Source organism: Lentibacillus halodurans, assembly GCF_900112045.1.
In the GTDB taxonomy this organism is placed as follows: domain Bacteria; phylum Bacillota; class Bacilli; order Bacillales; family Amphibacillaceae; genus Lentibacillus; species Lentibacillus halodurans.
Map to the genome: position 1 here is coordinate 29,852 of NZ_FOJW01000009.1, position 25,643 is coordinate 55,494.

Genomic DNA, 25,643 nt, shown 5'->3' on the forward strand with positions numbered 1-25,643 from the left:
TTGTATGCCCTGCTGGCAAATACGTTATAATATACTATATGATATCCGTACATGGAGTGAACTTGTATGTGGCTGGAATTACAAATATTTGGTTTTCGCGCGTTGTGGAGTCCTTATTATCTTTTGTTTGTCGCCGGACTTGCCTTATTATATTACTTGATTACCGGTCCATATCGTCATAAGTTTGGCGGAATGGGGCAAGAAAAGCCGGCGGGAAAACAGCAGTTCTTTTTTTACGGAGGTCTGCTGTTGTTGTATGCTGTTAAAGGTGCGCCGGTTGATTTGTTGTCGCATATTATGCTGACGGCTCATATGATTCAAATGGCGATTTATTACATTGTATTCCCGATTTTTATTATAAAAGGAATCCCCGCATGGTTATGGGAAAAAATAGTGGATCAGCCGGTGGTTAAACCAGTTTTGAAGTTTTTATCCATACCGTTGATATCACTGTTATTATTTAACACATTGTTTTCGCTCTATCACTTGCCTGTTGTGTTCGATTTTGCGAAATCATCACAAATGGCGCATTCTTCCATATCGGTAGTTATTTTAGTTGCAGCTTTTATTGTCTGGTGGCCGATATTGAGTCCATTAAAGGAATTTGACCGTATGGCATCATTGGGTAAAATATTCTATATATTTGCCAACAGTGTATTAATAACACCTGCATGTGTATTAATTATTTTTGCAGATACACCGGTTTATGCTGCCTACACTCAAGACGGAGCATGGCTGCAGGCTCTGGCATTGTGTGTCCCGTCAGGTGTGCTGCAGGGATTAAATGCTGTCATTTCAGGTCCGGAAATGTTCTCACCTATGTCAACATTGGAAGACCAGCAGCTTGGCGGTATTATTATGAAAATAATGCAGGAAATCACATATGGAATTATTTTGGCAAGGGTCTTTTTCAAATGGTTTACTTCGGAAAGTCTGCGTGTTGATCCGTTGCCTGCGACTCCGAATGAATAGAGATAAACGTGTGAAAATAAAAACAACGGTTTTTTCTCATGATTGACTAATAGAAAATGAAGGCTTTTACGAATGATTCCTGTAATAGCCTGATTTTTTTCTGAACAGAGAAAGGGTTGTTCGTATATGCCGTTATTGCCTACATTAAGCACGGTGTTTATTGTAACGAGTGCTGTACTAGTTGCAGTTGGATGGCGTTTGATTGTGACAGGAAAGCCGAAAGCACATAAAAAAACAATGATTTCTGCTGCTGTCAGCGCATTATTATTTTTTATCATTTATGCATCCAGAACAGTTTTTATTGGAAACACGAGTTTTGGCGGACCGGAAGATATTGAGATTTACTATACGATCTTTCTAATTTTCCATATAACCCTTGCGACAACTGGTGCTGTATTTGGTATTGTTACACTTACACTGGCGTTTAAAAGAAAAATACGCATCCACAGGAAGATAGGTCCTGTAACAAGTGTTATTTGGTTTTTTAGTGCCGTTACAGGCGTAATGGTCTACTTGCTGTTATATATCATTTATGATGGCGGAGAAACGACCAGTATGATTAAAGCAATATTGGGTGGTTAAAAAAACTCGGGTTGTGCGCGTCTTTCCATAGGTCCGATTGGTGGGACGGGTGGTCAGCCATTTCTGTACTGAAAACTTCATCCAGGATTTAAAAAAGTGTGCAGGCAGCAGCCGCACACTTTAAATTTTAACATTCCATTTTATAATACCCGCTTCTCTTGCAGAATTGAATGCTATCAGCAATAACGGCCCGAGAATAAAGCCAAGCAAACCCAGCAATTTTATTCCCAAAAACATGGCAATTAAGGTTGCAAGCGGTGAAAGGCCAATATGCTGTCCCATTACTTTAGGCTCAACAGTTCTTCGTATAGCCAGCAGGATAATCGCCAGAACTCCCAGCTGAATTCCGAGTAATACATCCCCCGCTATAAATGCAAATACTGCCCATGGTCCAAGTATGGCAATCGAGCCGATAATCGGGATAAAGTCAACCAGCCAAATAATTAATGACATAATGAAAGCTACTTCCGGTGTAATCAGAAGTAATCCGATCAATGTGACGACAAAAATTATAATACTGACAAGAAATTGCGCTTTAAAGAATCCCAATATAACATCTGAAAGTCTCCTGTTCATGAAGGAAACCTTTTCAGCAGTCTCTTTGGTCATGACATTATAAAGCCTGGATTTCAGTAATGGCAATTCGAGCATAAATAAAAATAATGCAATGATATACACAAGAAAACTGATCAAATATTGGGGAATATCAGCAACAAGCTGTGAAATCCGCTCGATGGTAATGGTTTCTTTTAACGTTTCACTCATAGATGCAAGCTGTGATTCGATTGTATTTGTAACCTGATCATAAAATTCCTCTGGCAGATTCTCTGTATATTGTTCAAATCCTGATTCCCATGTTTCATAAATATCGTTTAACTCCGTAACATAGGAGGGGATATCCTCCACAAAATTGACTACTTGTGTTACCGCTTTTGTGACAACAAATGTTCCGCTTAGTCCCAGGAAAACCAAAAACAGAAGAAAAACGATGATGACAGATGTCTTTCTGCTTATTTTTATTTTTTTTTGCATAAACCGGACGAGCGGATTAAGGATCAATGCTGTAACTAATGCAATGACTAAAGGGATGGATATTGGTAATATAAAGAAAAAAATGAGCAGTAGGAAAATGGCCAAGAAAATCAGTGTCCATTGGCGCTTAGTGATTGATCCAAACAAGATAACTGGATGTCTCCTTTCATTCTATACGTCAGTAAAAAGTACGTACATAAAAAATAGAATATGTATGATCTTATGATATGTTTTTTAATTGTTCCGGCTATTACATCTTAATATTTGGGACAGCAGCCGCATGACTGGTATACCCTTTTGATGAAAAAACCAACCGCTTACGCTTTTGATGAAGCAGTTGGTTTGGTAAGGAACAGCGTTTATTTATGCTGATCGATATCTTCCTTAACTTTTGTTACAAGATTCGTTGCACGATCTACAAGATTTTCCGGAAAATTTTCCTGTTCACCGTATTCAACACCATGTGGATAATAATGTTTGCCAAGCAGTGGTGTCATTAGCTGAATAACTGCATTTCCCCGGTCTACGTCGCCTTCGATGGCATATCCTTGTATACGAATATAATATGTAATGTTTTCTTCTTTGGATCCAATTTTATAATCATATGTCACTCGCTCATAATCCCATTGTCCTGCACGAATGAAAGCATGCTTTCCCATCAAGCGGTCTAATGGTTTTATATCGACCACTGCTTCTTCAATTCCTGTATTTTCCAGTTTCATGTTATCCACCTCACAAAATTATCCTAACATCTTAATCATAGTAAAAAAGTATTCAACTTGCAATCGAAAAGGATTTCAAAGAATCACGCAAGATATTTTGTTATTTGGGAATAGTTAAGAATGTGTATATCTTTATAAGGAGGTAATTGAGTGAAAAATGTAAAGGATGTCATGAGTACAGATATCGTGGTCTGTCGAAAAGAGGATACGTTACATGAGGCAGCATCAAAAATGAAAGAAAGAAATGTAGGTGTTATTCCGGTATGTTCAGAAAATAAAGAGTTAATGGGCGTTATTACCGATCGCGATTTGGTGTTAAGAGGCTACGCTGAGAAAAAACCTGACACAACAACAGTGCAGGAGGTCATGAGCAATCAGCTGTATCATACATCACAGGACACTTCAGTGCAGGAGGCAGCTGATCTGATGGCACAAAAACAAATACGCCGGCTGCCAATCGTTGAGGAAGGGAAACTGATTGGTGTTGTTTCGCTCGGGGACCTGTCGCTTGAGGATAAATCAAACGAAGCAGCGGGAAGTGCACTTGAAGAAATTTCGGAGAGACCAGAGCTCCATTAATATTGTATAATAGAAGCAACCGTAACTGAATACGGTTGCTTTTATATGAAGGAATGCATGTAATCACTTTACACCACATACAAATAGTTTATATAGCATTCAAATTGTTTTAATAGAGAAGGGGAAACATATCATGCGGTTACTTCGAATAATGGCTGTATTATTACTGGCCTTTTCCGGTATATATTATCTATTGGATAGGACTGATTTTCTGCAGGAAGGTTCGATAGATAATCCCGGTCATATTTTAGAACAAAAAGATAGCAAGCTGGAATCCAAGGAGATACCGGAAAATCGCTCTGTAGTTCCTTTAGAAGGCGATACGTATCAGTGGATGAACAAATCAGTAAATGAGTTGGAGGAAAGTTTCGGTGAACCATCGAGAAAAGATTCGAGTGCGTATGGCTATGAGTGGTGGGTATATACGGATGAACAAGAACAATATATCCAATTTGGAATTCAAGACAATCAGGTGAAATCAATTTATGCGCTTGGCAATGATTTATCCATTCAACCTGCTGAAATTGGACAAGCCTATGATTCTTCTGATGCAGCATTTTCGTTTTCAAATGAAGTTACCTACAGCAAAGCTTTATCTTCTTACACATTCCGACTGAGTGATGAAGAATTACAGGAACGTCCTATAGTCAAGGTTACGGACGATATTTTTTTACAGTTATATTTTGATACATTCACGGATGAGTTATCTGCCGTTCGGATGTTATCTGCTGATCTATTGTTGCTGCATCAGCCATATGAAATACAATATCGGGGCGAATTGCCGGAAAAACCGGATTTCTCTGATGAACAATGGGCAGAAATTGAAGAAGGAGCAGAACAGCAAATTTTTCATATAACCAATGTTATCCGCGATCAGCATGAAAAAACAGCTCTTGAGTGGGATGAAGATGTCAGCAATGTTGCCTATTTACACAGTGAGGATATGGCGGAAAATAATTACTTCTCGCATTACGCTCAAAATGGTGATGGATTAAAAGAGCGATTGGCTGCACAAGAAGTGTTTTATCAGGCTGCCGGTGAAAACATTGCTGCCCAATATCCTGATGCACAAGCCGCTATCCATGGCTGGCTGAATAGTGAAGGTCATCGTGAAGCGTTGCTGAAGGATGATTTTACACATTTAGGGGTGGGCGTTTATCAATTTTATTATACACAAAACTTTGTTAAAAAACAGTAAAGGTCATCTGATCATCATTGCGGCTTTTACCTCCATTGATTGTAAGCAGGATAAAAACTACAAGGCGCATTAAAAACGTATAGAGCCCTCTATGCGTTTTCTTTTGCTTTTTATAAAAGATACCAGGTATATACGCACAGTGTCCGCCTCTTTCTCATAAATTAATTAGTAACAGAAAAGATACCGTAACCGAGGTGAGTGATCATGAGCAATAAACTCCACCCAAGTGTCAGGGAATTCAAGGCGTTTTTACAAAAGCACCCCAGACTGGTGGAAGAAGCGAGGAAAAGTGGCAGGGGCTTTCAGGAGTACTATGAGAAGTGGGCGCTGCTCGGTGAGCATGACCAATTCTGGGAGCAATACAAAGAAAAAAGAACCGGTGAAGCTGACAGCAAACCGAAGCAGGGGAAAGCGGAATTGATGGAACGGCTTGTTCAAATGTCGGAAAATATAGATTTAGATAAGCTGCAAAAACAAGTAGATAACGTGAATAACACGATTACCACCATCCAGGGCTTGCTGGGTCAATTCCAATCATCCCAAAACCCTTCACATCAGCCGTTTAGAAATCAGAATCTGTTTAACGGATTCAAGGATTAGAGGTGAAGTGATGCAGGCTAACGCATATCAATATTTAAAGGAAAACCCCAAACTTGCTCATTTCGTCCGGCTTAACCCTGTATGGTATCGCTATCTTTCAAGGGATCCGGACAGGGTACAGGAGTTGGAAAAGGCATCAAAACAATTTTATGGCAAAACGCTCTTTCAACAAGTCGACAAGATTGGAAATCATGTGCAGATGGTCAATATGCTGATCAACTTTGCTGATGTTATGAAAGACTAGCTGTGTTCCTGTTTTAATCTTGGGCATGACATGATAAGATGAATGTGGAGGTGAAATCATGATAGGAACACTCGAATATGCAGACATTCTGGATCACTCTGAGTTAGTCGGTGAAATGGTTCTGAAGTCGGATGTCGTGGAATCCTATGAAAATGCCCGGCAGGCGCTTATTGAAGACTCGAAGGCACAACAGCTGATTAAGGCTTTTAACGATATAAAGGAACAACATGATGAAGTTCAGCGATTTGGCAGCTATCACCCTGATTTTAACGAAATCATGAAAAAGGTGCGGTCTGCGAAACGTGAAATGGACATGAATGAAAAAGTGGCAGCTTTTAAAGTAGCAGAGCGTAATTTACAGAAAATGCTCGATGATATAAGTGAGTATATTGCTTTTAGTGTCAGTGATGAGATTAAAGCACCTAGAGATGGTGCGGTGTTAACAGACACAGGGTGCGGTCATGGCGGAGGCTGTGGCTGCAACGCATCTTGATGCTCAACCCTTATTCTGATACACTGACTAAAAAGAATCGATAGTGAGGATCGTTTATGAGAATGAAGCGTCAAGGGCTGATTGTCTGGTTTCAGCATATGAAAAACATAAGACATATAAAACGCTACGGGCACTTGCTCTATTCGTCCAAAAAACTTAAATATGCTGTTATCTATGTAGATCAGGAAAGTGTTCATCATGTAGAATCCAAACTGCTGAAACTGCCATTTGTGTCAAAAGTGGAGCATTCCTGTAAGCCTTTTTTACGCACAAACTTTGAAAATGCCAAACCGGATAAGGCTAAACAATATGATTACAAAATGGGCATTTGACCTTGCAGCAGTACATAACGGAGCTGCAAGGGTTTTTTCTGTTTGTTTTGGATCAGCCCCGTTCGAGAACTTCCCGTTGTTTAGCTTGCAAGGACGCTCCGTTTTTCTAAAAATCGTTTATAGTATAGATTGTTATTTTTACACGAAGAGTACATAGGGAAAATATACTCGCTGAACCATTCCTCGCTGGTGTCTTGATTGGCTCGTTTTTCCACAGCAGTCTCGCATATTTCCCTCTGTTGTTCATCCTTATAACCAAAATTTAAAAAACAGCCAAACTAAAATCAACATTAGAGATGAACAGCCTTCTAAAAAGAAAAAACCTGCAGAAATTTTTCTGCAGGTCCCTTTGTTTTCTTGTCAGAAAACAAAAAGGCAAAGGGAGAGGAGAAACCGGAGGAAGAACTTATGGGGAAGTGTAAGTCTTCTCCGTGTTTTTGAAACAGCCAAGCAATTTTGCGCTGTTTCATTATGTTATTATGTACAGGAGTAATTATTCTATACATATTTTTGTAAAAAAAGATGTTTCGTGTAAAATAATGAAACCATTATTTTTAGACGCTTGCGAATTAGTATAGATAGGATTATGATGAAATAATGAGGTGGTTGTATGCGTGTGGTTGCAGGTTTCCACAAGGGACGGCAGCTGGAAGCAGTACCGGGCAGCATAACGAGGCCGACTGCTGATAAAGTGAAAGAGGCAGTTTTTCAAATGATGGGGCCCTTTTTTGAACGTGGTATTTGTCTTGATTTATTCGCCGGCAGTGGCGGGTTGGGGATTGAGGCCTTAAGCAGGGGCATGGACAAAGGAATATTTGTAGATAAATTTTCAAAAGCTATACATACGATTCATCAGAATGTCCGGATGCTTAAACTGGAAGACAAAGTTGAAATATTCCGTACTGATGCTTTTCGGGCATTGAAGGCTGCGGCCAAAAGAGGTCTACAGTTTGACTTGATTTTGCTGGATCCCCCTTATCAAAAGGCAGGATACGGAAAATTACTGAATGTGATTGAAAGTCTTGGATTGTTGAAGGAGGACGGCATGATTTATTGTGAACATGAAAGCTCTGAACAATTACCCGTTCAAACCGATGATTTAGTTGTCATGAAACAGGAAATTTATAACGACACGACAGGAATAACCATCTATCGAAATAAATAAAAGGGGGTATTTCGGTTGAACCGATTAGCTATCTGTCCAGGGAGCTTTGATCCGGTCACATATGGGCACCTTGATATTATAGAACGCGGTGCAAAAGTTTTTGATCAATTGATTGTTGCAGTTTTTAATAATCAATCCAAGGCACCATTGTTTTCCGTTGATGAAAGGGTAGCCTTATTGGAAGAAAGTACAGGCTATTTACCGAATGTTTCGGTTGATACGAGCAAAGGACTATTAATTGATTATGCCAGAAAACATAATGCGGATGCCATTTTGCGCGGATTACGAGCAGTCAGTGATTTTGAATATGAAATGCAAATAACGGCAATGAACAGGAAACTGGATGAAAACATTGAAACATTTTTTATGATGACGAACAATCAGTATTCGTTTTTAAGTTCAAGTATTGTCAAAGAGGTTGCCAAATATAAGGCGAGTGTCTCTGATTTAGTGCCAGAGCCCGTTGAAAAAGCATTACAGAAAAAATATAATAAAAAATCATAGGCGAAGAGGCTAACTATATAAAGTCAACAAGTTTTACTACAAAATTTTAATATTTCTTTGTTATAATTTTGTGCTTGACAAATAAGCTTGATGATTTACAAATTTTTAAATTTATCATCAAGCTTATTTCTTCTATCCTGTTAAATTTTATTACGTATTAACCTCTTTATATGATTCCCCAGTTTGCAGTAAATGGAATATTACTCTTATTAATTTCTTCGCTACATGACTTAATACTACATTATAGTGCTTACCCTCTAATAGCTTCTTCTCATAATACTTCTTAAATGTTGGTGAATGGATAGACACCAACCTTGACTAGAATAGGATTATAACGATACACTTGATAATTCTTACTCCGGAAAAATTGTAAGATAGGAGCGTTATAGTGACCTGTATCTTCCATTGCCAACCTAGATTCTTGGTTTGTTTTGGTTTGAATACGACAAATGATGTTATCGAGCTTTTGAAAATCTGATCGATTGTTTAATATTATTAAGTCGTCTTCATAGATTTCCCCCTGTTTTTTGGTAATCCTTCTCATTGTCTAAGGCTGCTTGCACAATTTCTATATGTTCCTGCCACGTCGTTTTTCTCCCTTTGGTCATAGCGTTTCTCCTTCCTCCCGATCCTTGTATTTCTTTATGACCATTATAATCTCTTATCCACTTTCGCAAAACAGATGTACTGGATATGCCGTATTTTTCGATCACATCTTTAAGTGAGTAGTGTTTGGATAGATAATCAGAAATAGCTGCCAACTTCACTTTTTTGTATACACTTTCTTCTTAGAAGAGGTTCTCTTTAAACCTTCTCATCCATATTTGGTTACGGATTTCTTCCAATCCATAAGCGCTGTATGATGTACACCATACTTTTGATAAATACCTTTTAAGCTAAAACCTTTATGTTCATATGCATCCAATACTATTTGTTTAAATTCAATCGTATAATTCTTTCTTGGCATAAAAATAACTCCCCTCAAAGTAGCAGATTTTTTTTTTCATCTGTCTACTTAGAAGGGAGCATATCACATCGTTCGGATTTATCTTTGGCTAATATACTTTTGTCTCAGCCTCTTTTATGCGTTTCGCAGCCGTCTTAATAAGATAAGCATGGCAGTTAATAGAGCGGCAAATGTGATGACTGGTCCAATTTCGGCAAATCGGAAAAGGAAATCCAGCCACGATTCCTCTTGAACGTTATTGGAGACCGGTACACCTTTAAAGTCAAATGATGTCCGATTTAAATATAAAGGTGTATAAAAGAAAACAGTCAAGACAGCGGCAAATACACCATGAAGGATCCGTGCGAAAAAGTAAGGTGCAAACCGGATATCTGTCGGTGCGATAATGCTTGCGACTTGTGCCTGAACGGAAAGACCGTTAAAACCCAATATAAAGCTGACAACAATGACTTTTTCCATTAAGTTAGCTGCTTCTTCTTGTGAAATCAGGCTTGCCCCAAGTGTAATTTCAAATAATCCTGATAACAAAGGCAATGCTAAGTCAGCCGGTATCGTGAGCAAGTGCAGTATATACTGGAAAAACGAAGCAATAATCGGTGAGATACCAGCTATATAAATCAGCTTTGTAAAAACAGAAAACAGGATAATGAACCCACCGACCATCACTAATGTCTGAATAGAATTCAGCACGGCATCACCGACAATTTTTCCAAAAGGACGTGGATCGTTAAGTCTTGTCCGATGCATTTCCCGGAAGGCACGGATAATCGATGCTTTTTGTTTCTCTTTTTTAACGGAATTCATTTCGGCTCGTCGTCCGTAAAATCGCATGCATATTCCGACCATTGCATTGCCGATGTAATGCGATGAGGCCAGTATGACACCAAGCTTCACATCATAAAAGAAACCGACTGAAACAGCACCAAATATGAATAACGGGCTGGAGGCATTCGTAAAAGATACAAGACGTTCAGCTTCAATTTGCGTCAGCTGTCCTTCCTCACGAAGACGTGCAGATATTTTTGCGCCTGTTGGATAACCACTGGCCATCCCCATTGCCCATGCAAAGCTTCCCGATCCAGGCACATTAAATAAAGGACGCATAATCGGTTCACACAGTACACCGATAAATTTAACGAACCCGAAACCGATTAATAGTTCAGCTGTTATAAAAAAGGGTAAAAGAGAGGGGAATACGATTTCCCACCACATGTTTAATCCCCGTATGCTGGCTTCCAATGATTGATCCGGGTATTTAATAAGGGAAAAAGCAATAAAAGCAGTGATTCCGGAAAGTAATATCGTTTTAATTTTTTGTTTCAATGTTAAGCCCCCTATAAATTGAAACTTTCATTAGTGGGAATTCGGGCGCACAGGACGTTTCGGTGCAGCTACTGGCGATTGTTATTCCCGCTGATAGTTCGTTAAGCCAAGCGGCGTGTTAGTGTCCATTATCTCCACCTGAATATATTCGTTTCATTTAATCTCTTTATGGTGGGAGCTATGGACGATCATACCGGGACAGAATGGGTGATCCCTGTACTTCTTTTTTTGTTAGTAGTAAAATGATGCTAGCTTTATTTTATATATATGGATTTGGCAGAGGTTGCTCAATAAGAACGGATGATCTTAATTTGACCATATACTGGCAATGAACAATTGGTACAAGTCTATACCAATATACGCACATACATCTTGTTTTTATGACATACACTTTTACACGTCCCGGAATGAAAGGAGCTTTAACGTGGCATTTACAAAGAAGCATATTATTTATTTAATCTTAGTAATTGGAATTGCATTTTTTATTTCAGCATATAAACTTCCATATTATATATATAAGCCGGGTGGCGCTGATGCCCTTAATCCAATTGTGGAAGTGGAAGATGGCTATCAAAGTGAAGGGGACATGCACCTCGTGACAGTTCGCGGGGGACAGGCAACACCCGTTCAATATTTATGGGCACAAGTCATGCCCAATCAGGAGGTTTTACCGCTTCAGGAAGTCAGACCAGAGGGCGTATCAGAGGATGAGTATTTTCATGCTCAGCTGCAAATGATGGAAAGTTCCCAGGAAGCATCAACGGTTGTTGCTTATGAAGCGGCTGACGAAGATATTACGATTGAATATAATGGGGTCTATGTCGTTTCCGTTGTCGAAGAAATGCCTGCGGATGATATTTTAAAAACAGGTGATCGGATTACGGGGATTGATGGGAATACGATAGATGAATCCAACGATTTAATTGAATATGTGGAAAATAAACAGCCTGGAGATACGATTACAGTCCAGGTTGTGCGTGATGAAGATCAGCTCGAAAAAGAAATCACGCTGGAAAGGTTCCCAGATATGGATAACAAAGTCGGGATCGGCATCCAGCTTGTTACCGATCGAAGTGTGGAAGTTGATCCTGAAGTGGACTTTTCCAGTGGAAGTATCGGTGGCCCGAGTGCAGGACTTATGTTTTCACTGGAAATATATGATCAGCTGACGGAAGAAGATTTGACAAAGGGATATCAGATCGCTGGTACTGGTGAGGTGGATTACCAGGGGAATGTACGCCGAATTGGCGGTGTTGATAAAAAAGTTATTGCAGCCGACCGGGAGGGTTGTGATATCTTTTTTGCCGCAAATGACAATGGTGCAGATGATTCAAACTATGAAGTGGCTTTAAAAGCGGCTGAAGAAATGGACACCGATATGAAAATTGTTCCCGTTGATACATTTGACGATGCGCTGAATTATCTGCAAAATCTTGAACCCGCCTGATAAAAGTTGCGTTTTAACACCAACGAAATGATATTCAGCGGGTGCTTCGATGAACAGGACTCTAGTGTCGATAATGCGCCAAGCCATCGCGTCATTATCGGCCAGGCAGTTAGTCCCCACAGTTTTACAACTGTGAATATGCGTATGGCTTTTTATACCATGACAGGCGGCTGAAGTTCCTGGTGGTGGAACGGTTTTTTCTTTTGAGCGGGAAGAATGCTGTAATAGGCACGGCTTGCTTTTTCTTCAATCGACAACGTTGGATTTGTAATTCCTATGATCGATGAGATTAACGGAACGTCCATTTCTTTTTTACAGGAATTCAAATACTTTTGCCCGGTTTTCGTCATACCAAGCAATCTTACATACGGAACTGATGAGGCATTTTTAATATAGTCTGCATCAGTCTTTTTTGTGTTAGTTAAAACATGTGTGAATATGCGCTGCAATCTTGTCCATGTATACCGTTTTGTTTTAATGCTGTTCATCCACTCATGGAATGACGAAACGTCCTGTGCTGATTTTTTGATGCGGTATTCTAGACCTTCATCGACCCCGTGGATATCAGCAAGTTCTTCCTGGGACATCGTCATTACCCGATAATGGAGCAGGTTAAAGTAATGTTCCCATGAATGCCAAAGTGCAGCCTGCTGCTGATAGGCCTTCAACTGGTTGACCGTTACTTCCGGGAGGGCACTGTCGGCTGTATCAGATATGCTTTGTTCTTTTATCAGTTCATTTCGGATGCTTGTGGCACTTGCGATGGAATCAGTGATTCTTTTATCGTGGTAGCCGCTCTTTGTCCGGGTAATAGTTAAGGGATCGATTGGCAGCTTATGATCCAGGATTGTTTTAACGTAACTGAACCCGAGAATATTATTGGGTTTTGCTAAATTCATTTCAGATGTCGTTAAACCTATGCTCTGATAGGCCAGGCGGCTTGCTTCCGGAAAGGCCAATCCTTGGTTCAATTTTTCATGAAGTGTTGTTTTGTAGACGGACTGTTCTTGCTTAAATATATCATAACTTTTGGTGAAATGGGATATATTTCCAGATTCACTTCCAAAGCAAATGCTTGAAACACCTACCGCATTCAGAGTGTGGACAGAGCCCCGGGCAAATAAGTCACTGCTTTGGACAGCATAGAGATAGGGAAGTTCCAGCACGATATCGACCCCGGCTGACAAAGCTGCTTTTGCCCGATGAAATTTATCAATGATAGCTGGTTCCCCGCGTTGCAGGAATGATCCGCTCATGACAGCGATCAAACAATCAGCACCGGATGCCTCTCTGGATGCCTGTATATGATATACATGTCCATTATGAAATGGATTATATTCAACAATTAAGCCGCAAGCCTGCATATTTTCAGCCTCCATACTTTCATTGATATTCATTGTATCAAAAAAAGTATCCGGGTGCATGGTTTGGAGTAAGTTAAAAGGGAATACTGAAGATAGATTATTGTGTAAAGATCATATGTTGACAAAACATCAATTTCCTTTTAAAATAACTCATGTTGCCTTGAGGTGATCGTATGAAATTTTCATTAGGTCAAATTAAAAAAAATGCGGGTCATGAACCCTTTACGTTTGATGATCATGTCGATGTTTCCGAACTGGAATCAATGAATAATGATATCCGGAAAATCGGTTCTGTTCATGTTCATGGAACGGCCGTGGATGAGGGTGATGAGATCATATTTACATTTACCATTGATGGCAGGATGATTTTACCATGTGCCCGAACATTGGTTGATGTACCCTATCCGTTCAAAATCGATGCAGTTGAAATTTTTTCGGAATCACCCTATGAAAAGGATGATTCAGATCATGATATTCATCCAATTAGTGGGGAAGTACTTGACTTGAGCCCATTAATAAAGGAAAATATTTTATTGGAAGTTCCTTACCGTGTATTTTCCGAGGATGAAAACGCCATAAGCAGGGCTCCATTTGAAGGAGATGGCTGGGAATTTATTTCAGAAAACAAAAATGAACAAAAGACAGATCCACGTTTAAAAAAATTGGGATCTTTACTGAACGACAAAGAGGAAGAGGAATAGGAATATGTATTTCCTTTACTTCTCCTGATTTGAAGGAGGTGTAAGCATGGCAGTACCAAAAAGAAGAACATCCAAAAAGGTGAAAAACCAGCGCCGCACGCATAAAAAATTACACGTTCCAGGCATGGTGGAATGCTCAAATTGCGGTGAACTGATGAAACCCCATCATGTATGCAAATCATGCGGACATTATGATGGAAAAGAAGTCGTAGCAAATGACTAAGTTGAACTGATAGGTTACCCCGAGCAGATCACTGAAGGAAGTGATCTGTTTTTATTTACATATAGGTATGCGGGGCTATTTACAATTTGTTAATGAGGGCGGGTGCAAACATGACAGAACTGATCCAATACAGAACAGATGAACAGGGTTATGGTGAAATTATGCTGAACCGTCCTGAAAAAATGAATGCCATATCAAACGAGATGGTTAGATTGTTCAGAAATGCATTAGAAGATGCTAAACACCAGCCGATTAAGTTTTTAGTTATTACAGCTGCAAGTGACCGAATGTTTTGTTCCGGAGGGGATTTGCAGGATTTACACGGGGATATGAATTCGGACGAAGCGTTTCATATGTTGTATCCGATGAAAGAAGTGCTTTATGAAATAGCATCCTTCCCGGTTCCAACGATTTGCTTATTAAACGGAAATGCAGTTGGCGGTGGATGTGAAATTGCAACAGCGTGTGATTTTCGAATCGCCAGGGCAAACACAACATTTGGATTTGTTCAGACAAATCTGGGAATCACACCAGGTTGGGGAGGCGGGACGCTTTTGTATAAAAAAGTTCATCCTGTTTTTGCATTCCAGTGGCTGATGGAAGGAGAAACACACGAAGGAGCGTATTTACATAGACAGGGCTGGATTCAAAAAAATGTTTCCGCAGACGAATGGAATAACCAGGAAACTTTGCTAAAGCTATATTTGACAAAATCAATGGAGCAAATGAAAATATTAAAGAAACAATACAAGAAGAAAATATCTATTTTATCACTCTCCGCGCAAATGGATGACGAAGTGCGAAACTGTGCTGAACTTTGGGAGACAAAGAAGCACCAATATGCTGTCAGTCAATTTTTGTCACGGTAAGGTTTCATCATTCTTTCATAACGTCAAATAATTCTTTACGCATATAACTGGCAACAATCTTTGTAAGAAAAATGAAGCCTTTCACTATAAAAGCAGTGAGGCAAGTTTTTCTGAAATTTTGGGTGTGAACGATTCTATCAGACCTACCTTTTGCATACATTGATAGCAAATGCGTAAGGAGGGATGTTATGAATGCAACACGACAGGATGCATGGACGAAAGATGAAGATATACTATTAGCAGAGACTGTTCTTCGTCATATAAGAGAGGGGAAGACACAGCTTGAGGCGTTTAAAGAGGTAGCCAAACAATTATCGCGGACATCAGCAGCATGTGGTTTTCGCTGGAATGCCTCTATCCGGAAACAATACGAAAATGCCATTGAAAGTGCCAAAGAAGACCGAAAAAAAAACAATCGGAAGAATACAATGGTTCACTACGAATCAAAAAATATGCATGATGAAGATCCGATTGCTACCGCCATTTCCTTACTTGAAAAGATGCGGAATCATTCCCACGGAGATAGTCAATTATTCCTGTATGAGCAGGAAAACATACGGAACAAGCTGATGAAAGAAAATGAAGCATTGAAGGAACAGTTAAGGCGGTATGAACAGGCATGGGAAGAAATGGGAAAATTATGGAATTGGGTTAATGAACAAGGGGAATGAAGAAACAAGACATGAATGTTGAAAATTCGCCATTCATGTCTTTATTTTTTGTAAACTATAACGTTAAGGAGATTTCAATAACGTAATCGATATTTGTTCGATAGTCTATTCTGGCTCGGTCTTTGGCATATAATATCTGAATTACACGTCCTTTTCTCTAACGCCTGCAGGCATCCAGATGAGGGGATTTTCGCCAAGGTCTCTTTCCATTTCGTATTTGGCCTTTTGAAAGCCCATCTTTTCCCAAAAGCCATGTGAATTGATCCGGGGATTAGTTTTGATCGGCAACTGAAAGCTTTTGGCAAAATCAACCAGTGCCTTTCCGTAATTTCTTCCACGGTAATCAGGTAACACTTCCAGCTTCCAAAGTTCCAGATAGTCTTGAGGAGGCTCGAAATAAGCATCATATTTTGCTCTGACTCTGTATAAGCTCATGCGGGCAATAAGGGTATGCCCGATATGAATACCGTAAAATGGTGATTCGCTGTCATTCTCAATAATATTGTTTTGTAAATCTTCCAGCATGGAAAGTTCCTGATTTCCGTATTCTTTAAAACGTTTAAATTGCTCCAATGTTTTATAATTGATTAGAAGTTTCTCAACCCTTATGTCGTTCATCATAAATCCGTCCCCCTTAAAACAAAAGTATTTAGAATTTCTCTATAATTAATTATAATATAAAAAAGTCCGGAATGGAATGACAGAAAGTAAGATTCATGTCTGTTCAGCATATTTCCATTGTTGTTGTTAACATTGGATTTATGAAAAGCTTATTTGGACTGCAAGGGAGGATCAGGACTGGAAATGATAATGAATTTATTTGCTTATTTTGCAGGAACGATCATTACCATGCCAATCCTCGCAACCATAGTTGTTTATTTGGCAGGCGTAAAAGTATTCCGGCATAAATGGAAGGCAGTGCATACTGCGGTAAATTGGACAACGTTTCTTTACATCATTGCTGTTGGGACAATGCTTAAAATCATGTTCGGGAACTCATTTTCTGGCATAATCCTCGCAATATTGCTTGCGATGTTTGCGGTTATTGCTACCGTACAGTGGAAAATGTATACGGAAGTTGTATTTGCTAAAGTGTTTAAAGTATTTTGGCGTGTTTGCTTTTTGTTGTTTTTATTATTGTACTGTTTACTTGTTTTGACTGGAATCGTTCTTCATTGATTTTAAAAATATCATAGCCACTGTGGTTGGTGTCTCTTTTTATGAACAGAATGGGTGCAATCAGCTGATGTTTTATGTACAATGTGTCTTGGATAGATTTGACTAAGGTTAAAGGAGCATGCGATCTATGCAGATCACGCCAATTACATTACAGAAACAGAATCCACTTATTGATGATTATCGTAAACAGCACCCAAGTATCATGGAGCATTTTGATTATGATCCATATTTGGCAACAACCTATCGTACAAGAGCGCAAGCATTACAGAACAAACCAATCGATCGTGAACACCTGACGGAAACATTAATCTCGATGAATAAACGGTGGGATGCTCCTGAAGCCACTTATGGTAATATTAAGCGGTTAAAAAATGATGAGAGTGTTGTTGTTATCGGGGGTCAGCAGGCAGGTCTCCTGACAGGTCCGATGTATACAATTAACAAAATGATTTCAATCATACAATTTGCAAGAAAGCAGGAATCCGAACTCCAGATACCCGTTGTACCGGTTTTTTGGATGGCCGGTGAAGACCATGACTTTGATGAAATTAATCATATTTATTTACCGGAAAAGAGCAGGATAAAAAAACACAAATTGCCGCAGCAGGTAACAGATAAACGTTCTGTGTCAGATATTTTAATTGATAAATCCGCTGCTTGTCGATGGGTGGACACATTATTTGAGCAGCTGACTGAAACAGAGCATACGAAAGGCTTGTACCGGACAATACAGGATTGTTTGCATTACGCTTCTACATATGTGGATTTTTTCGCAAGGGTTATTTATCAATTGTTTGATGATGAAGGCATTGTTCTTGTTGATTCTGCTGATTCGGGGCTGCGTGAGGTAGAACGTGAGCATTTTACCACCCTGATCGAGAAACAGGAAGAAATCAGTTCAGGTGTCCATGCTGCATTACAGCGGCTGAATCAAAAAGGGTATGCAGTCTCACTTGATACGGAACCTGATGATGCGCACCTTTTTTATCATGATGGAAACAGCAGAATATTATTGAGCAGGGATGATGAAGGAAATTGGATCGGCAAGCAGCGAGAAGTTCTTTTGACAACCGGGGAATTAATGAAGATCGCCCAAAATAATCCGGCACTTCTGAGCAACAATGTTGTCACCCGACCGGTTATGCAGGAATGTTTATTCCCGACACTGGCATTTATCGGCGGTCCCGGCGAGGTTGGCTATTGGTCAGCATTAAAACCTGCTTTTCAGGCAGCTAATATGGAAATGCCGCCAGTACTCCCGCGTTTATCATTTACGTTTATTGAACGTCATGTGGAAAAATTAATGCATAAGTATGGTATCAAAGGTGAGGATGCGATTAATCATGGTGCGGAAGCCATTAAAATTCGCTGGCTTGCTTCCCAAAGCGCTCCACCAGTAAAACAGATTGCTTCTGAAATCAGACAGGCTGTTGACAATGCGCACCAGCCATTGCGCGATATCGCAAGGGAAACACGTTCGGATTTAGGTGAATTGGCTGATAAAAACCTGTACTATTTGAATGAACAAATTGAATATCTGGAAGACCGCATCACCAAAACATTAAAAGAAAACAATGACAGTCAGCTTCGTGAATTTGACCTGATTCATAACACCGTCTGTCCGAAAAACGGATTGCAGGAAAGGATATGGAACCCATTACATTGGATTAATGATTATGGTTTATATTTTATTAAAGCGTTAGCTAGTCAAACGTGTTCTTTTGAGGAAGATCATTACGTTGTGTATTTATAGGAGAACGGAGCATGTTGTTATGCTATAGAGCAAATGCCGTTAAACTGACATTAGAATATCCTCCACCTTCTCCCACTTACTTTAGAAAAGTGGGAGAAGGTGGGGTTTTTTTATGTCAATTTGTCAAGAATCACTGTTGTCACAGTGTTTCAAGTGATGGATTATATCATCCTGATGCTGGTTTTCTGCGTCATTTGATAGAGTGTTATCCCTATTTCAGAAAATCACAGAAAAAATTTTAAAAATAGAGTGGTGATTTGTGGGGGAATGTGGTACCATGTGTGTAAGAAGGTGGGGCGTACACTATGTTCATGGGTGAATTCCAGCATAATATTGATACAAAAGGACGGATTATTGTGCCTGCCAAGTTTCGTGAAGGGCTTGGTGATAACTTTGTTGTTACCCGTGGATTGGATCAATGTTTATTCGCTTACCCCATGGACGAATGGAAATTGCTTGAAGAAAAGCTAAAAAAACTCCCACTAACGAAAAAAGACGCCCGTGCTTTTACAAGGTTTTTCTTCTCTGGAGCAGTTGAATGTGAGGTTGATAAACAGGGAAGAATAAACATTCCACAACCATTGCGCAGCTATGCTGAATTGGATAAGGAATGTGTTGTCATAGGTGTATCCAACCGGGTTGAATTCTGGGCTAATGAAAACTGGGAAGATTATTTCAATGACTCAGAAGAATCATTCGGTGAAATTGCCGAAAACCTGATGGATTTTGATATTTAGCATAAAAGCAGGAACCGGGTGTAATCCATGTTTAATCATTACAGTGTTTTAGAAGAAGAAGTACTGAAAGGGCTGTCCATTAATCAGGACGGCACATATATTGACTGCACTGTTGGCGGCGGCGGTCATGCAGAACGAATAGTTTCCCGTTTGAGCGAAAAGGGGCTGCTGATTGCCTTTGATCAGGATTTGGAAGCACTGGAAGCAGCCAGCGATCGTCTGCAGCCGTATAAAGACCGAATTCTTTTGATTCATGCCAACTTCAGGGAGTTGGAGGAGCAGTTAGCCAGTCACCAAATCGGACATGTTGATGGTATTTTGTTTGATCTTGGTGTTTCCTCTCCACAGTTGGACCGCGGAAAAAGAGGCTTCAGTTATCAGCATGATGCTCAATTGGATATGCGTATGAATCAAAACCAGCAGCTGAGTGCATATGAAATTATTAATGAATGGACCTATAACCATTTAGTCAACATATTTTTCAGTTATGGAGAAGAGAAATTTTCCAAACAAATCGCAAGAAAAATTGAGACTGTCAGACAGGAAAAGCCGATTGAAACGACACATGAGCTGGCAGAAATTATTAAAGATGCCATACCGGCACCAGCCCGAAGAAAAGGAGGGCATCCGGCGAAACGAATTTTTCAGGCTTTGCGGATTGCTGTCAATGATGAATTAGCAGCCTTTAATGATGCGCTTCATCAAGCGGCAAGGTCTATCGGTGTTAATGGCAGAATTGCCGTCATTACGTTTCATTCGTTGGAGGACAGGCTGTGTAAACAGGCATTTAAAAAATGGACAACGCCAAAACCGGTGCCAAGGAACTTGCCGGTTATACCGGAAGGCCATCAGCCACCTTTTACATTAGTCAATAAAAAACCAATTGTCCCCGGTGAAGATGAGCTTGATAAAAATCGCCGATCTCGCTCAGCCAAATTACGAATAACTGAAAAAATAGAGCCGTGGAATGAAGATTTTACATATGAAGAAGGGTGGAAAAAATCATGAATGAAAATCTTGCCCGCAGCTGGGAGAAGTCTTACCAGTCAACTGCACCAAAACATGACAAACAAACGGTCGTTAAAGTCCAGAAAAAGAGCTGGATCACGAAAGGTGAAAAAGCTTTGTACTCAGTGGTCGCTGTTATGCTGATTGCTGCCAGCATTTATGTTGTGTCATTTTCTTCCTCGACGGATACGTTGAATCGAAAGATGGAATCACTTGAACAACACGTACAGCATCAGAAAGTTACCAATGAAGGACTGGTTTATGAAAAAAAGCAATTAAGCAGACCTGAACGGATTACACGGATTGCGAAAGAAAATGGATTGAAAATACAGGATGCCGAGGTCAAACAAGCAACAGCTTATAACAATAACTAGGCAAGGCGGATGAGTTATGAAGAAAAACAAAAAAACTCACTTCATGTCCGGGATTCTGATTGTCCTGTTTGTCGGGATATTTTTGCTCGTATCCGGAAGATTTCTGTATATTCAGGCTACCGGAGAAATCGATGGTGTTTCTCTGAAAAAATTAGCCGAGGAAAAACGTACTGCATCCTACACCCTTGGTGCGGAACGTGGGAAAATTTATGACCGGAATGGTATGACATTAGCATACGATCGTCCTACATATCGAATTCAGGCGATTATAGAAGAATCATATACGCAAGACGAAGAGGAGCCGATGCATGTTGACAATCCGGAAGAAACAGCGGAAATGCTGGCTCCTTTATTAGATGCTGATGAAGCTTATCTGCTGGAGCAATTAAAGGAAGGCATTCAGGAAGACCAGTTTCAGGTGGAGTTCGGTAATGCGGGAAAAGAACTTTCACAGGAAACAAAGGAAAAGATTGAGGAACTTGATATTCCCGGTATCGAATTTGTGGAAGAGCCAATCCGGTATTATCCGAATGGCATGTTTGCATCACAAATTATCGGTTTTGCGCAAAAAGAAGACGATGTCATTAACGGCGTAGCAGGAATTGAAAATGAAATGAATAAATTGCTGAGCGGCAAGGACGGGCATATTTCATATGAACGTGACCACTATAATACGAAATTATTAAATCCGAATGAAGTCATCAAACAGCCCGAAAATGGTGAAGATGTTTACTTGACAATTGACCAGAAAGTACAGACCCTGCTGGAGGATGCTATGACGCAAATGGACAACGAATATAATCCTGAGCGTATGACGGCCATTGTGATGAACCCGAAAACCGGGGAGGTTCTCGCCATGAGTAACCGTCCAAGCTATAACCCGAATAATCCGGAAGATGTACAAAACTGGTACAATGATGCAATTGCAACACCGGTTGCACCAGGATCAACCATGAAGTTGTTTACATGGTCAGCGGCAATTGAAGAAGGTGTCTATAACGGTGATGAATGGTTTGAATCGGGTACTTATAAAATCAGTGACCGGGTGGAAGCGGTAAGAGATCATAACGGCGGAGAAGGCTGGGGATCGATCACTTATGACGAAGGATTCGCCCGCTCTTCAAATGTTGCAGCGGCTAAACTTGTCTGGGAAAAGATTGGAACGGAGGAATTCCTGGATTATTGGAATGCGTTTGATTTTGATGAAAAGACGGGAATTGATTTACCTGGTGAGGAAGCAGGACAACTAGTTTATAACTACCCGCGCGATAAAATCTCGACAGCATTCGGACAGGCCAGTATCCTAACGCCAATCCAGCAAATGAAGGCTGCCACAGCCATAGCAAATGGCGGCAAAATGGTCAAACCGTATGTCATCTCTAAAACAGTGGATCCAACTACCGGGCAGACACTTGATGAAAAGTCCACTGAAGTTGTATCTGAACCGATTTCCAAAGAAACCTCCGAACAAATGAGGGATTTAATGGAATCAGTTGTTTCATCTGAACATGGAACAGGAAATGAATATAAGCTTGATGATTATTCCGTTGCAGGGAAAACCGGCACAGCCCAAATATACGAAAACGGCAAGCGTTTAACAGGACATGGGAACAATACGTTTTCATTTCTAGGCATAGCGCCAAAAGAAGACCCTGAACTGATGATGTATGTATCGGTTAAACAACCCGATATTGATGTGGACGAAACCGGATCAGAACCTATATCATTCATTTTTAAGAATGTTATGCAGAACAGCCTGCATTACTTGGATATTGAGCCTGACAAAGAAACATCAGACCAAATACAGCCAGTTAAGCTTCCGGAAATAATTGATCAGAAAACGTCCGAAGTCAAAAATAAACTGACTGATAGCGGTCTTAACGTGGCGGTCGTTGGCTCAGGCAATACCATTGAAAAAGCGAGTGCGGTTAAAGGTGATGAATTGCTGGCGGGCGACAGAATTATTCTGGTAACGGACAAACCGAAAATGCCGGATATTACAGGCTGGTCATTGCGGGATGTACTGCAATTAGCCGATTTGACCGAATTGGATCTTGAGCCGATTGGCAATGGATATGCCGTTACGCAAAGTATCAAGGAAGGAAAAACGATTAAGAAGAATGATTATTTAGGAGTTGAATTCGAGCCGCCCGCAACTGATACGGAAGAAACAGAAGAATCAAATGATACAAGTGAATCATAAAGTGAATGAAAGGAGCGCCACGTCCGATTATTTTGGGGGACGTGGTTTGCTGTTTCAGCTTGACAAACAGTGTTCTATTCCTTTTTTGGTATTCATATAGTGGATACAAGCCTACTTATGAATATGAAAAGGGGATAGAATATGAAACGTGTATCTTCTGTGACTGTAAGAAAGCGAATCATTGCTGTTTTTCTTATCGGGCTGTTATTTTTTACAGTTATTGACGTCCGGCTTGGATACGTTCAATTTGTTATAGGTGATGAGCTGATGGACCTTGCCGATGAGTCTTGGAGCAGAGATATTACCTTTGAACCTGAGCGCGGGAAAATTTTGGACAAGCGCGGGGAAGTTTTAGCGGAAAATGTTTCGGCACCATCTGTTATCGTTGTACCAAAACAGGTGGAAAATCCCCAGGACACAGCAAGCAAAATAGCTGACATATTGAACATTTCCGAACATGATGCATATGACTACGTTACGAAAGATGCTGTTTATACAAGAGTACACCCCGAAGGAAGGAAGATTTCGGAAGAACAGGAAGAAGCATTCAGAACATTAAACCTTGAAGGGATATATTTGGCGAAGGATTCTAAGCGTCATTACCCATTTGATGACTATTTATCCCATGTTCTGGGATTTGCTGGTATTGACAACCAGGGTTTAATGGGGCTTGAGCACTTTTACAATGACCAATTGAGTGGCGAGGAAGGGAATTTATCGTTTTATTCGGATGCCAAAGGAAAAGAGCTTGAACAAATAGCAGACGATTATACAGCACCGGAAGACGGGTTGAATTTGAAAACAACGATCGATTCCAAGGTTCAGACAATCATGGAACGGGAATTGGATCTTGCTGTATCGCAATATAATCCTGATGGTGCAATGGCTATTGCGGTTGATCCCGACACTGGCGGGGTTCTTGGAATGGCTACCAGACCTAATTTTGATCCCGAAAATTACCAGAATGTGGATCCGGAAATATATGACCGCAATTTACCGATATGGAGCACATATGAGCCAGGTTCTACTTTTAAAATCATTACATTGGCAGCTGCCCTGGAAGAAAATCAGGTAGATCTGGAGGAAGACGAATTCCATGATGACGGGGACATTTCAGTAGGCGGTACAGAACTGCATTGCTGGAAGAGCGGCGGACATGGGCATCAAACGTATTTGGAAGTTGTCCAAAACTCATGTAACCCGGGATTTGTACAACTGGGAACAGAATTAGGCGAGGAAAAATTGTTCAGTTATATTGATGATTTCGGATTTGGAAAGAAAACGGGCATAGATTTGCGTGGTGAAGGAAATGGGATTTTATTTGAACCGGAAAATATAGGTCCAGTTGAACTGGCAACGACTTCATTCGGTCAAGGTGTTTCCGTAACACCAATCCAGCAGGTCATGGCTGTCTCAGCGGCTGTTAATGGCGGTAAATTATACGAACCTTATATTGCCAAAGAGTGGGTTAATCCGAAGACAGATAAGGTGGTTGAAGAGATAGAGCCGACATTAAAAGAAAATATTATTTCCGAGTCAACCTCGGAGGAGATTCGCTATGCACTCGAAAGTGTTGTTGCTGAAGGTACCGGACGCCCGGCATATGTTGACGGTTATCGAGTCGGCGGTAAAACAGGTACAGCTCAGAAAGTCGGTCCGGATGGTAATTATATGGCGGATAATTATGTGGTATCATTTATGGGGTTTGCTCCGGCAGATGATCCGGAAATTGTTGTTTATGTTGCCGTGGATAATCCGAAGAACACGGTGCAGTTTGGCGGTGTTGTTACAGCTCCAATCGTCGGAACCATTATCGGTGACAGTTTGCGTGCGATGGGCGTGGAGCCGAGAGAAGGTGGTCCCGAGAAGGAATATACCTGGCCGGAACAGCCAAAAGTTGAAGTGCCGGATCTGATTGGACTGAGAAAGAACGAATTAACCGAATACCAGACAAACCTGTCAATCGAAACAAGTGGCTCGGGGGATTATATTATTGATCAGGCACCAAGTCCGGGGACAAAAGTCGAACAAGGGGAAAAAATAAGAATTTATCTATCTGAAGAAAATTCATCGTGAACAAGTCATATTTTTGCTATAATAAAGTGAGACTTCATTCAGCGGATGCATTTCCCGCTGAATGCTAGCCGAACCGAATCGGACCTTTACAGGCAGTTAATCACTATATGTTGAATGGGTTGATTATATCTTCAAAAGTGGTGATTTTACTGCCTGTTAAGGCGGGATAAAGTGAGACTTCATTCAGCGGATGCATTTCCCGCTGAATGCTAGCCGAACCGAATCGGGGTGCTAGCGTCCGTTAACTGCCGTTCGATCACATTACTTGCACTTCATGATTTGAAAGCGGGAGTCTACGGACGGTTGCACCGGGGAAAAGTGAGAC

29 protein-coding genes are annotated in these 25,643 nt (G+C 40.4%); 22 read left to right on the forward strand and 7 right to left on the reverse strand.

Annotated elements, in window-relative coordinates; genetic code table 11:
- The first annotated feature begins 66 nt into the window (after positions 1-66).
- Positions 67-972: a cytochrome c oxidase assembly factor CtaG gene (gene ctaG, locus BM195_RS11595; protein WP_090238213.1), complete on the forward strand. Its 906-nt coding sequence runs from the start codon at positions 67-69 to the stop codon at positions 970-972.
- Positions 973-1,098: 126 nt separating this feature from the next.
- A complete protein-coding gene (locus BM195_RS11600) occupies positions 1,099-1,554 on the forward strand; it encodes a DUF420 domain-containing protein (RefSeq protein WP_090238216.1) in 456 nt (151 codons plus the stop codon).
- A 120-nt stretch (positions 1,555-1,674) separates the two neighbouring features.
- Here BM195_RS11600 and ytvI read toward each other — a convergent pair whose 3' ends face one another.
- Entirely contained in the window at positions 1,675-2,733 is a 1,059-nt protein-coding gene (gene ytvI, locus BM195_RS11605) for a sporulation integral membrane protein YtvI (RefSeq protein WP_090238219.1), read from the reverse strand.
- Positions 2,734-2,945: 212 nt separating this feature from the next.
- Positions 2,946-3,308 (reverse strand): YugN family protein, encoded by a 363-nt coding sequence (locus tag BM195_RS11610; protein WP_090238221.1) that lies wholly within the window; start codon positions 3,306-3,308, stop codon positions 2,946-2,948.
- A 150-nt stretch (positions 3,309-3,458) separates the two neighbouring features.
- Between BM195_RS11610 and BM195_RS11615 the strand changes: the two genes are divergently transcribed.
- The 8 genes from BM195_RS11615 (at position 3,459) to coaD (ending at position 8,423) form a co-directional block, all read left to right on the forward strand.
- The gene (locus BM195_RS11615; protein WP_090238223.1) at positions 3,459-3,887 is read left to right on the forward strand and encodes a CBS domain-containing protein; all 429 of its coding nucleotides are present in this window, start codon (positions 3,459-3,461) and stop codon (positions 3,885-3,887) included.
- Between the two features lie 133 nt (positions 3,888-4,020).
- Entirely contained in the window at positions 4,021-5,085 is a 1,065-nt protein-coding gene (locus BM195_RS11620; RefSeq protein WP_090238226.1) for a CAP domain-containing protein, read from the forward strand.
- Positions 5,086-5,289: 204 nt separating this feature from the next.
- The gene (gene ylbD, locus BM195_RS11625; RefSeq protein WP_090238229.1) at positions 5,290-5,685 is read left to right on the forward strand and encodes a YlbD family protein; all 396 of its coding nucleotides are present in this window, start codon (positions 5,290-5,292) and stop codon (positions 5,683-5,685) included.
- Positions 5,686-5,695: 10 nt separating this feature from the next.
- The gene (locus BM195_RS11630; protein WP_090238232.1) at positions 5,696-5,929 is read left to right on the forward strand and encodes a YlbE-like family protein; all 234 of its coding nucleotides are present in this window, start codon (positions 5,696-5,698) and stop codon (positions 5,927-5,929) included.
- A 58-nt stretch (positions 5,930-5,987) separates the two neighbouring features.
- Positions 5,988-6,422: a YlbF/YmcA family competence regulator gene (locus BM195_RS11635; protein WP_090238235.1), complete on the forward strand. Its 435-nt coding sequence runs from the start codon at positions 5,988-5,990 to the stop codon at positions 6,420-6,422.
- Positions 6,423-6,478: 56 nt separating this feature from the next.
- Entirely contained in the window at positions 6,479-6,754 is a 276-nt protein-coding gene (locus tag BM195_RS11640) for a YlbG family protein (RefSeq protein ID WP_090238238.1), read from the forward strand.
- A gap of 610 nt (positions 6,755-7,364) precedes the next feature.
- Complete coding sequence (gene rsmD, locus BM195_RS11645; protein WP_090238240.1) at positions 7,365-7,919, forward strand: 16S rRNA (guanine(966)-N(2))-methyltransferase RsmD; 555 nt, start codon at positions 7,365-7,367, stop codon at positions 7,917-7,919.
- 15 nt (positions 7,920-7,934) lie between these two features.
- Positions 7,935-8,423: a pantetheine-phosphate adenylyltransferase gene (coaD, locus tag BM195_RS11650; RefSeq protein ID WP_090238243.1), complete on the forward strand. Its 489-nt coding sequence runs from the start codon at positions 7,935-7,937 to the stop codon at positions 8,421-8,423.
- 506 nt (positions 8,424-8,929) lie between these two features.
- On the opposite strand, the gene BM195_RS11655 is transcribed toward coaD, so the two are convergent.
- From BM195_RS11655 to ylbJ, 3 genes are all read right to left on the reverse strand, one after another.
- Positions 8,930-9,190: a helix-turn-helix domain-containing protein gene (locus BM195_RS11655; protein ID WP_090238246.1), complete on the reverse strand. Its 261-nt coding sequence runs from the start codon at positions 9,188-9,190 to the stop codon at positions 8,930-8,932.
- Between the two features lie 47 nt (positions 9,191-9,237).
- Complete coding sequence (locus BM195_RS18365) at positions 9,238-9,390, reverse strand: hypothetical protein (RefSeq protein WP_170848242.1); 153 nt, start codon at positions 9,388-9,390, stop codon at positions 9,238-9,240.
- 114 nt (positions 9,391-9,504) lie between these two features.
- Complete coding sequence (gene ylbJ / locus BM195_RS11660) at positions 9,505-10,713, reverse strand: sporulation integral membrane protein YlbJ (protein WP_090238249.1); 1,209 nt, start codon at positions 10,711-10,713, stop codon at positions 9,505-9,507.
- Between the two features lie 424 nt (positions 10,714-11,137).
- Between ylbJ and BM195_RS11665 the strand changes: the two genes are divergently transcribed.
- Positions 11,138-12,160, forward strand: a complete 1,023-nt coding sequence (locus BM195_RS11665) for a SepM family pheromone-processing serine protease (protein ID WP_090238251.1) — start codon at positions 11,138-11,140, stop codon at positions 12,158-12,160.
- Between the two features lie 152 nt (positions 12,161-12,312).
- On the opposite strand, the gene BM195_RS11670 is transcribed toward BM195_RS11665, so the two are convergent.
- Positions 12,313-13,524, reverse strand: coding sequence for a nucleotidyltransferase (locus BM195_RS11670; protein WP_090238255.1), 1,212 nt, complete (start codon positions 13,522-13,524; stop codon positions 12,313-12,315).
- Positions 13,525-13,697: 173 nt separating this feature from the next.
- Between BM195_RS11670 and BM195_RS11675 the strand changes: the two genes are divergently transcribed.
- The 4 genes from BM195_RS11675 to BM195_RS11690 all read left to right on the forward strand — a co-directional run bounded on the left by BM195_RS11675 (position 13,698) and on the right by BM195_RS11690 (position 15,988).
- Positions 13,698-14,225 (forward strand): YceD family protein, encoded by a 528-nt coding sequence (locus BM195_RS11675; protein WP_090238258.1) that lies wholly within the window; start codon positions 13,698-13,700, stop codon positions 14,223-14,225.
- A 46-nt stretch (positions 14,226-14,271) separates the two neighbouring features.
- Entirely contained in the window at positions 14,272-14,448 is a 177-nt protein-coding gene (gene rpmF / locus BM195_RS11680; RefSeq protein WP_090238261.1) for a 50S ribosomal protein L32, read from the forward strand.
- Between the two features lie 110 nt (positions 14,449-14,558).
- On the forward strand, positions 14,559-15,317 hold the full coding sequence (locus tag BM195_RS11685; RefSeq protein ID WP_090238263.1) for an enoyl-CoA hydratase/isomerase family protein: 759 nt from the start codon (positions 14,559-14,561) through the stop codon (positions 15,315-15,317).
- Positions 15,318-15,505: 188 nt separating this feature from the next.
- On the forward strand, positions 15,506-15,988 hold the full coding sequence (locus BM195_RS11690) for an RsfA family transcriptional regulator (protein ID WP_090238266.1): 483 nt from the start codon (positions 15,506-15,508) through the stop codon (positions 15,986-15,988).
- 141 nt (positions 15,989-16,129) lie between these two features.
- On the opposite strand, the gene BM195_RS11695 is transcribed toward BM195_RS11690, so the two are convergent.
- Positions 16,130-16,606, reverse strand: a complete 477-nt coding sequence (locus tag BM195_RS11695; protein ID WP_170848248.1) for an N-acetyltransferase — start codon at positions 16,604-16,606, stop codon at positions 16,130-16,132.
- 186 nt (positions 16,607-16,792) lie between these two features.
- On the opposite strand from BM195_RS11695, the gene BM195_RS11700 reads away from it, so the two are divergent.
- The 7 genes from BM195_RS11700 (at position 16,793) to BM195_RS11730 (ending at position 25,318) form a co-directional block, all read left to right on the forward strand.
- Positions 16,793-17,167, forward strand: coding sequence for a DUF3397 domain-containing protein (locus BM195_RS11700; RefSeq protein ID WP_090238271.1), 375 nt, complete (start codon positions 16,793-16,795; stop codon positions 17,165-17,167).
- Positions 17,168-17,294: 127 nt separating this feature from the next.
- A complete protein-coding gene (gene bshC, locus BM195_RS11705; RefSeq protein WP_090238274.1) occupies positions 17,295-18,920 on the forward strand; it encodes a bacillithiol biosynthesis cysteine-adding enzyme BshC in 1,626 nt (541 codons plus the stop codon).
- Between the two features lie 305 nt (positions 18,921-19,225).
- Positions 19,226-19,657, forward strand: a complete 432-nt coding sequence (gene mraZ, locus BM195_RS11710; protein WP_090238277.1) for a division/cell wall cluster transcriptional repressor MraZ — start codon at positions 19,226-19,228, stop codon at positions 19,655-19,657.
- Positions 19,658-19,684: 27 nt separating this feature from the next.
- Positions 19,685-20,665, forward strand: coding sequence for a 16S rRNA (cytosine(1402)-N(4))-methyltransferase RsmH (rsmH, locus tag BM195_RS11715; protein ID WP_090238280.1), 981 nt, complete (start codon positions 19,685-19,687; stop codon positions 20,663-20,665).
- The gene (ftsL, locus tag BM195_RS11720) at positions 20,662-21,039 is read left to right on the forward strand and encodes a cell division protein FtsL (RefSeq protein ID WP_090238283.1); all 378 of its coding nucleotides are present in this window, start codon (positions 20,662-20,664) and stop codon (positions 21,037-21,039) included. The genes rsmH and ftsL overlap by 4 nt, the downstream gene beginning before the upstream one ends.
- Before the next feature lie 16 nt (positions 21,040-21,055).
- On the forward strand, positions 21,056-23,242 hold the full coding sequence (locus BM195_RS11725; RefSeq protein ID WP_090238286.1) for a penicillin-binding protein: 2,187 nt from the start codon (positions 21,056-21,058) through the stop codon (positions 23,240-23,242).
- Positions 23,243-23,383: 141 nt separating this feature from the next.
- Positions 23,384-25,318 (forward strand): stage V sporulation protein D, encoded by a 1,935-nt coding sequence (locus BM195_RS11730; protein WP_090238290.1) that lies wholly within the window; start codon positions 23,384-23,386, stop codon positions 25,316-25,318.
- Positions 25,319-25,643 lie beyond the last annotated feature (325 nt).

Bases quoted from the DNA above. Each gene is read 5' to 3' on its own strand.
- ctaG (WP_090238213.1), top strand. From the start codon at position 67: ATGTGGCTGGAATTACAAATATTTGGTTTTCGCGCGTTGTGGAGTCCT.
- BM195_RS11600 (WP_090238216.1), top strand. From the start codon at position 1,099: ATGCCGTTATTGCCTACATTAAGCACGGTGTTTATTGTAACGAGTGCT.
- BM195_RS11610 (WP_090238221.1), bottom strand. From the start codon at position 3,308: ATGAAACTGGAAAATACAGGAATTGAAGAAGCAGTGGTCGATATAAAA.
- BM195_RS11620 (WP_090238226.1), top strand. From the start codon at position 4,021: ATGCGGTTACTTCGAATAATGGCTGTATTATTACTGGCCTTTTCCGGT.
- ylbD (WP_090238229.1), top strand. From the start codon at position 5,290: ATGAGCAATAAACTCCACCCAAGTGTCAGGGAATTCAAGGCGTTTTTA.
- BM195_RS11630 (WP_090238232.1), top strand. From the start codon at position 5,696: ATGCAGGCTAACGCATATCAATATTTAAAGGAAAACCCCAAACTTGCT.
- BM195_RS11635 (WP_090238235.1), top strand. From the start codon at position 5,988: ATGATAGGAACACTCGAATATGCAGACATTCTGGATCACTCTGAGTTA.
- BM195_RS11640 (WP_090238238.1), top strand. From the start codon at position 6,479: ATGAGAATGAAGCGTCAAGGGCTGATTGTCTGGTTTCAGCATATGAAA.
- rsmD (WP_090238240.1), top strand. From the start codon at position 7,365: ATGCGTGTGGTTGCAGGTTTCCACAAGGGACGGCAGCTGGAAGCAGTA.
- BM195_RS18365 (WP_170848242.1), bottom strand. From the start codon at position 9,390: ATGCCAAGAAAGAATTATACGATTGAATTTAAACAAATAGTATTGGAT.
- BM195_RS11670 (WP_090238255.1), bottom strand. From the start codon at position 13,524: ATGCAGGCTTGCGGCTTAATTGTTGAATATAATCCATTTCATAATGGA.
- BM195_RS11675 (WP_090238258.1), top strand. From the start codon at position 13,698: ATGAAATTTTCATTAGGTCAAATTAAAAAAAATGCGGGTCATGAACCC.
- rpmF (WP_090238261.1), top strand. From the start codon at position 14,272: ATGGCAGTACCAAAAAGAAGAACATCCAAAAAGGTGAAAAACCAGCGC.
- BM195_RS11685 (WP_090238263.1), top strand. From the start codon at position 14,559: ATGACAGAACTGATCCAATACAGAACAGATGAACAGGGTTATGGTGAA.
- BM195_RS11690 (WP_090238266.1), top strand. From the start codon at position 15,506: ATGAATGCAACACGACAGGATGCATGGACGAAAGATGAAGATATACTA.
- BM195_RS11695 (WP_170848248.1), bottom strand. From the start codon at position 16,606: ATGAACGACATAAGGGTTGAGAAACTTCTAATCAATTATAAAACATTG.
- BM195_RS11700 (WP_090238271.1), top strand. From the start codon at position 16,793: ATGATAATGAATTTATTTGCTTATTTTGCAGGAACGATCATTACCATG.
- bshC (WP_090238274.1), top strand. From the start codon at position 17,295: ATGCAGATCACGCCAATTACATTACAGAAACAGAATCCACTTATTGAT.
- mraZ (WP_090238277.1), top strand. From the start codon at position 19,226: ATGTTCATGGGTGAATTCCAGCATAATATTGATACAAAAGGACGGATT.
- rsmH (WP_090238280.1), top strand. From the start codon at position 19,685: ATGTTTAATCATTACAGTGTTTTAGAAGAAGAAGTACTGAAAGGGCTG.
- ftsL (WP_090238283.1), top strand. From the start codon at position 20,662: ATGAATGAAAATCTTGCCCGCAGCTGGGAGAAGTCTTACCAGTCAACT.
- BM195_RS11725 (WP_090238286.1), top strand. From the start codon at position 21,056: ATGAAGAAAAACAAAAAAACTCACTTCATGTCCGGGATTCTGATTGTC.
- BM195_RS11730 (WP_090238290.1), top strand. From the start codon at position 23,384: ATGAAACGTGTATCTTCTGTGACTGTAAGAAAGCGAATCATTGCTGTT.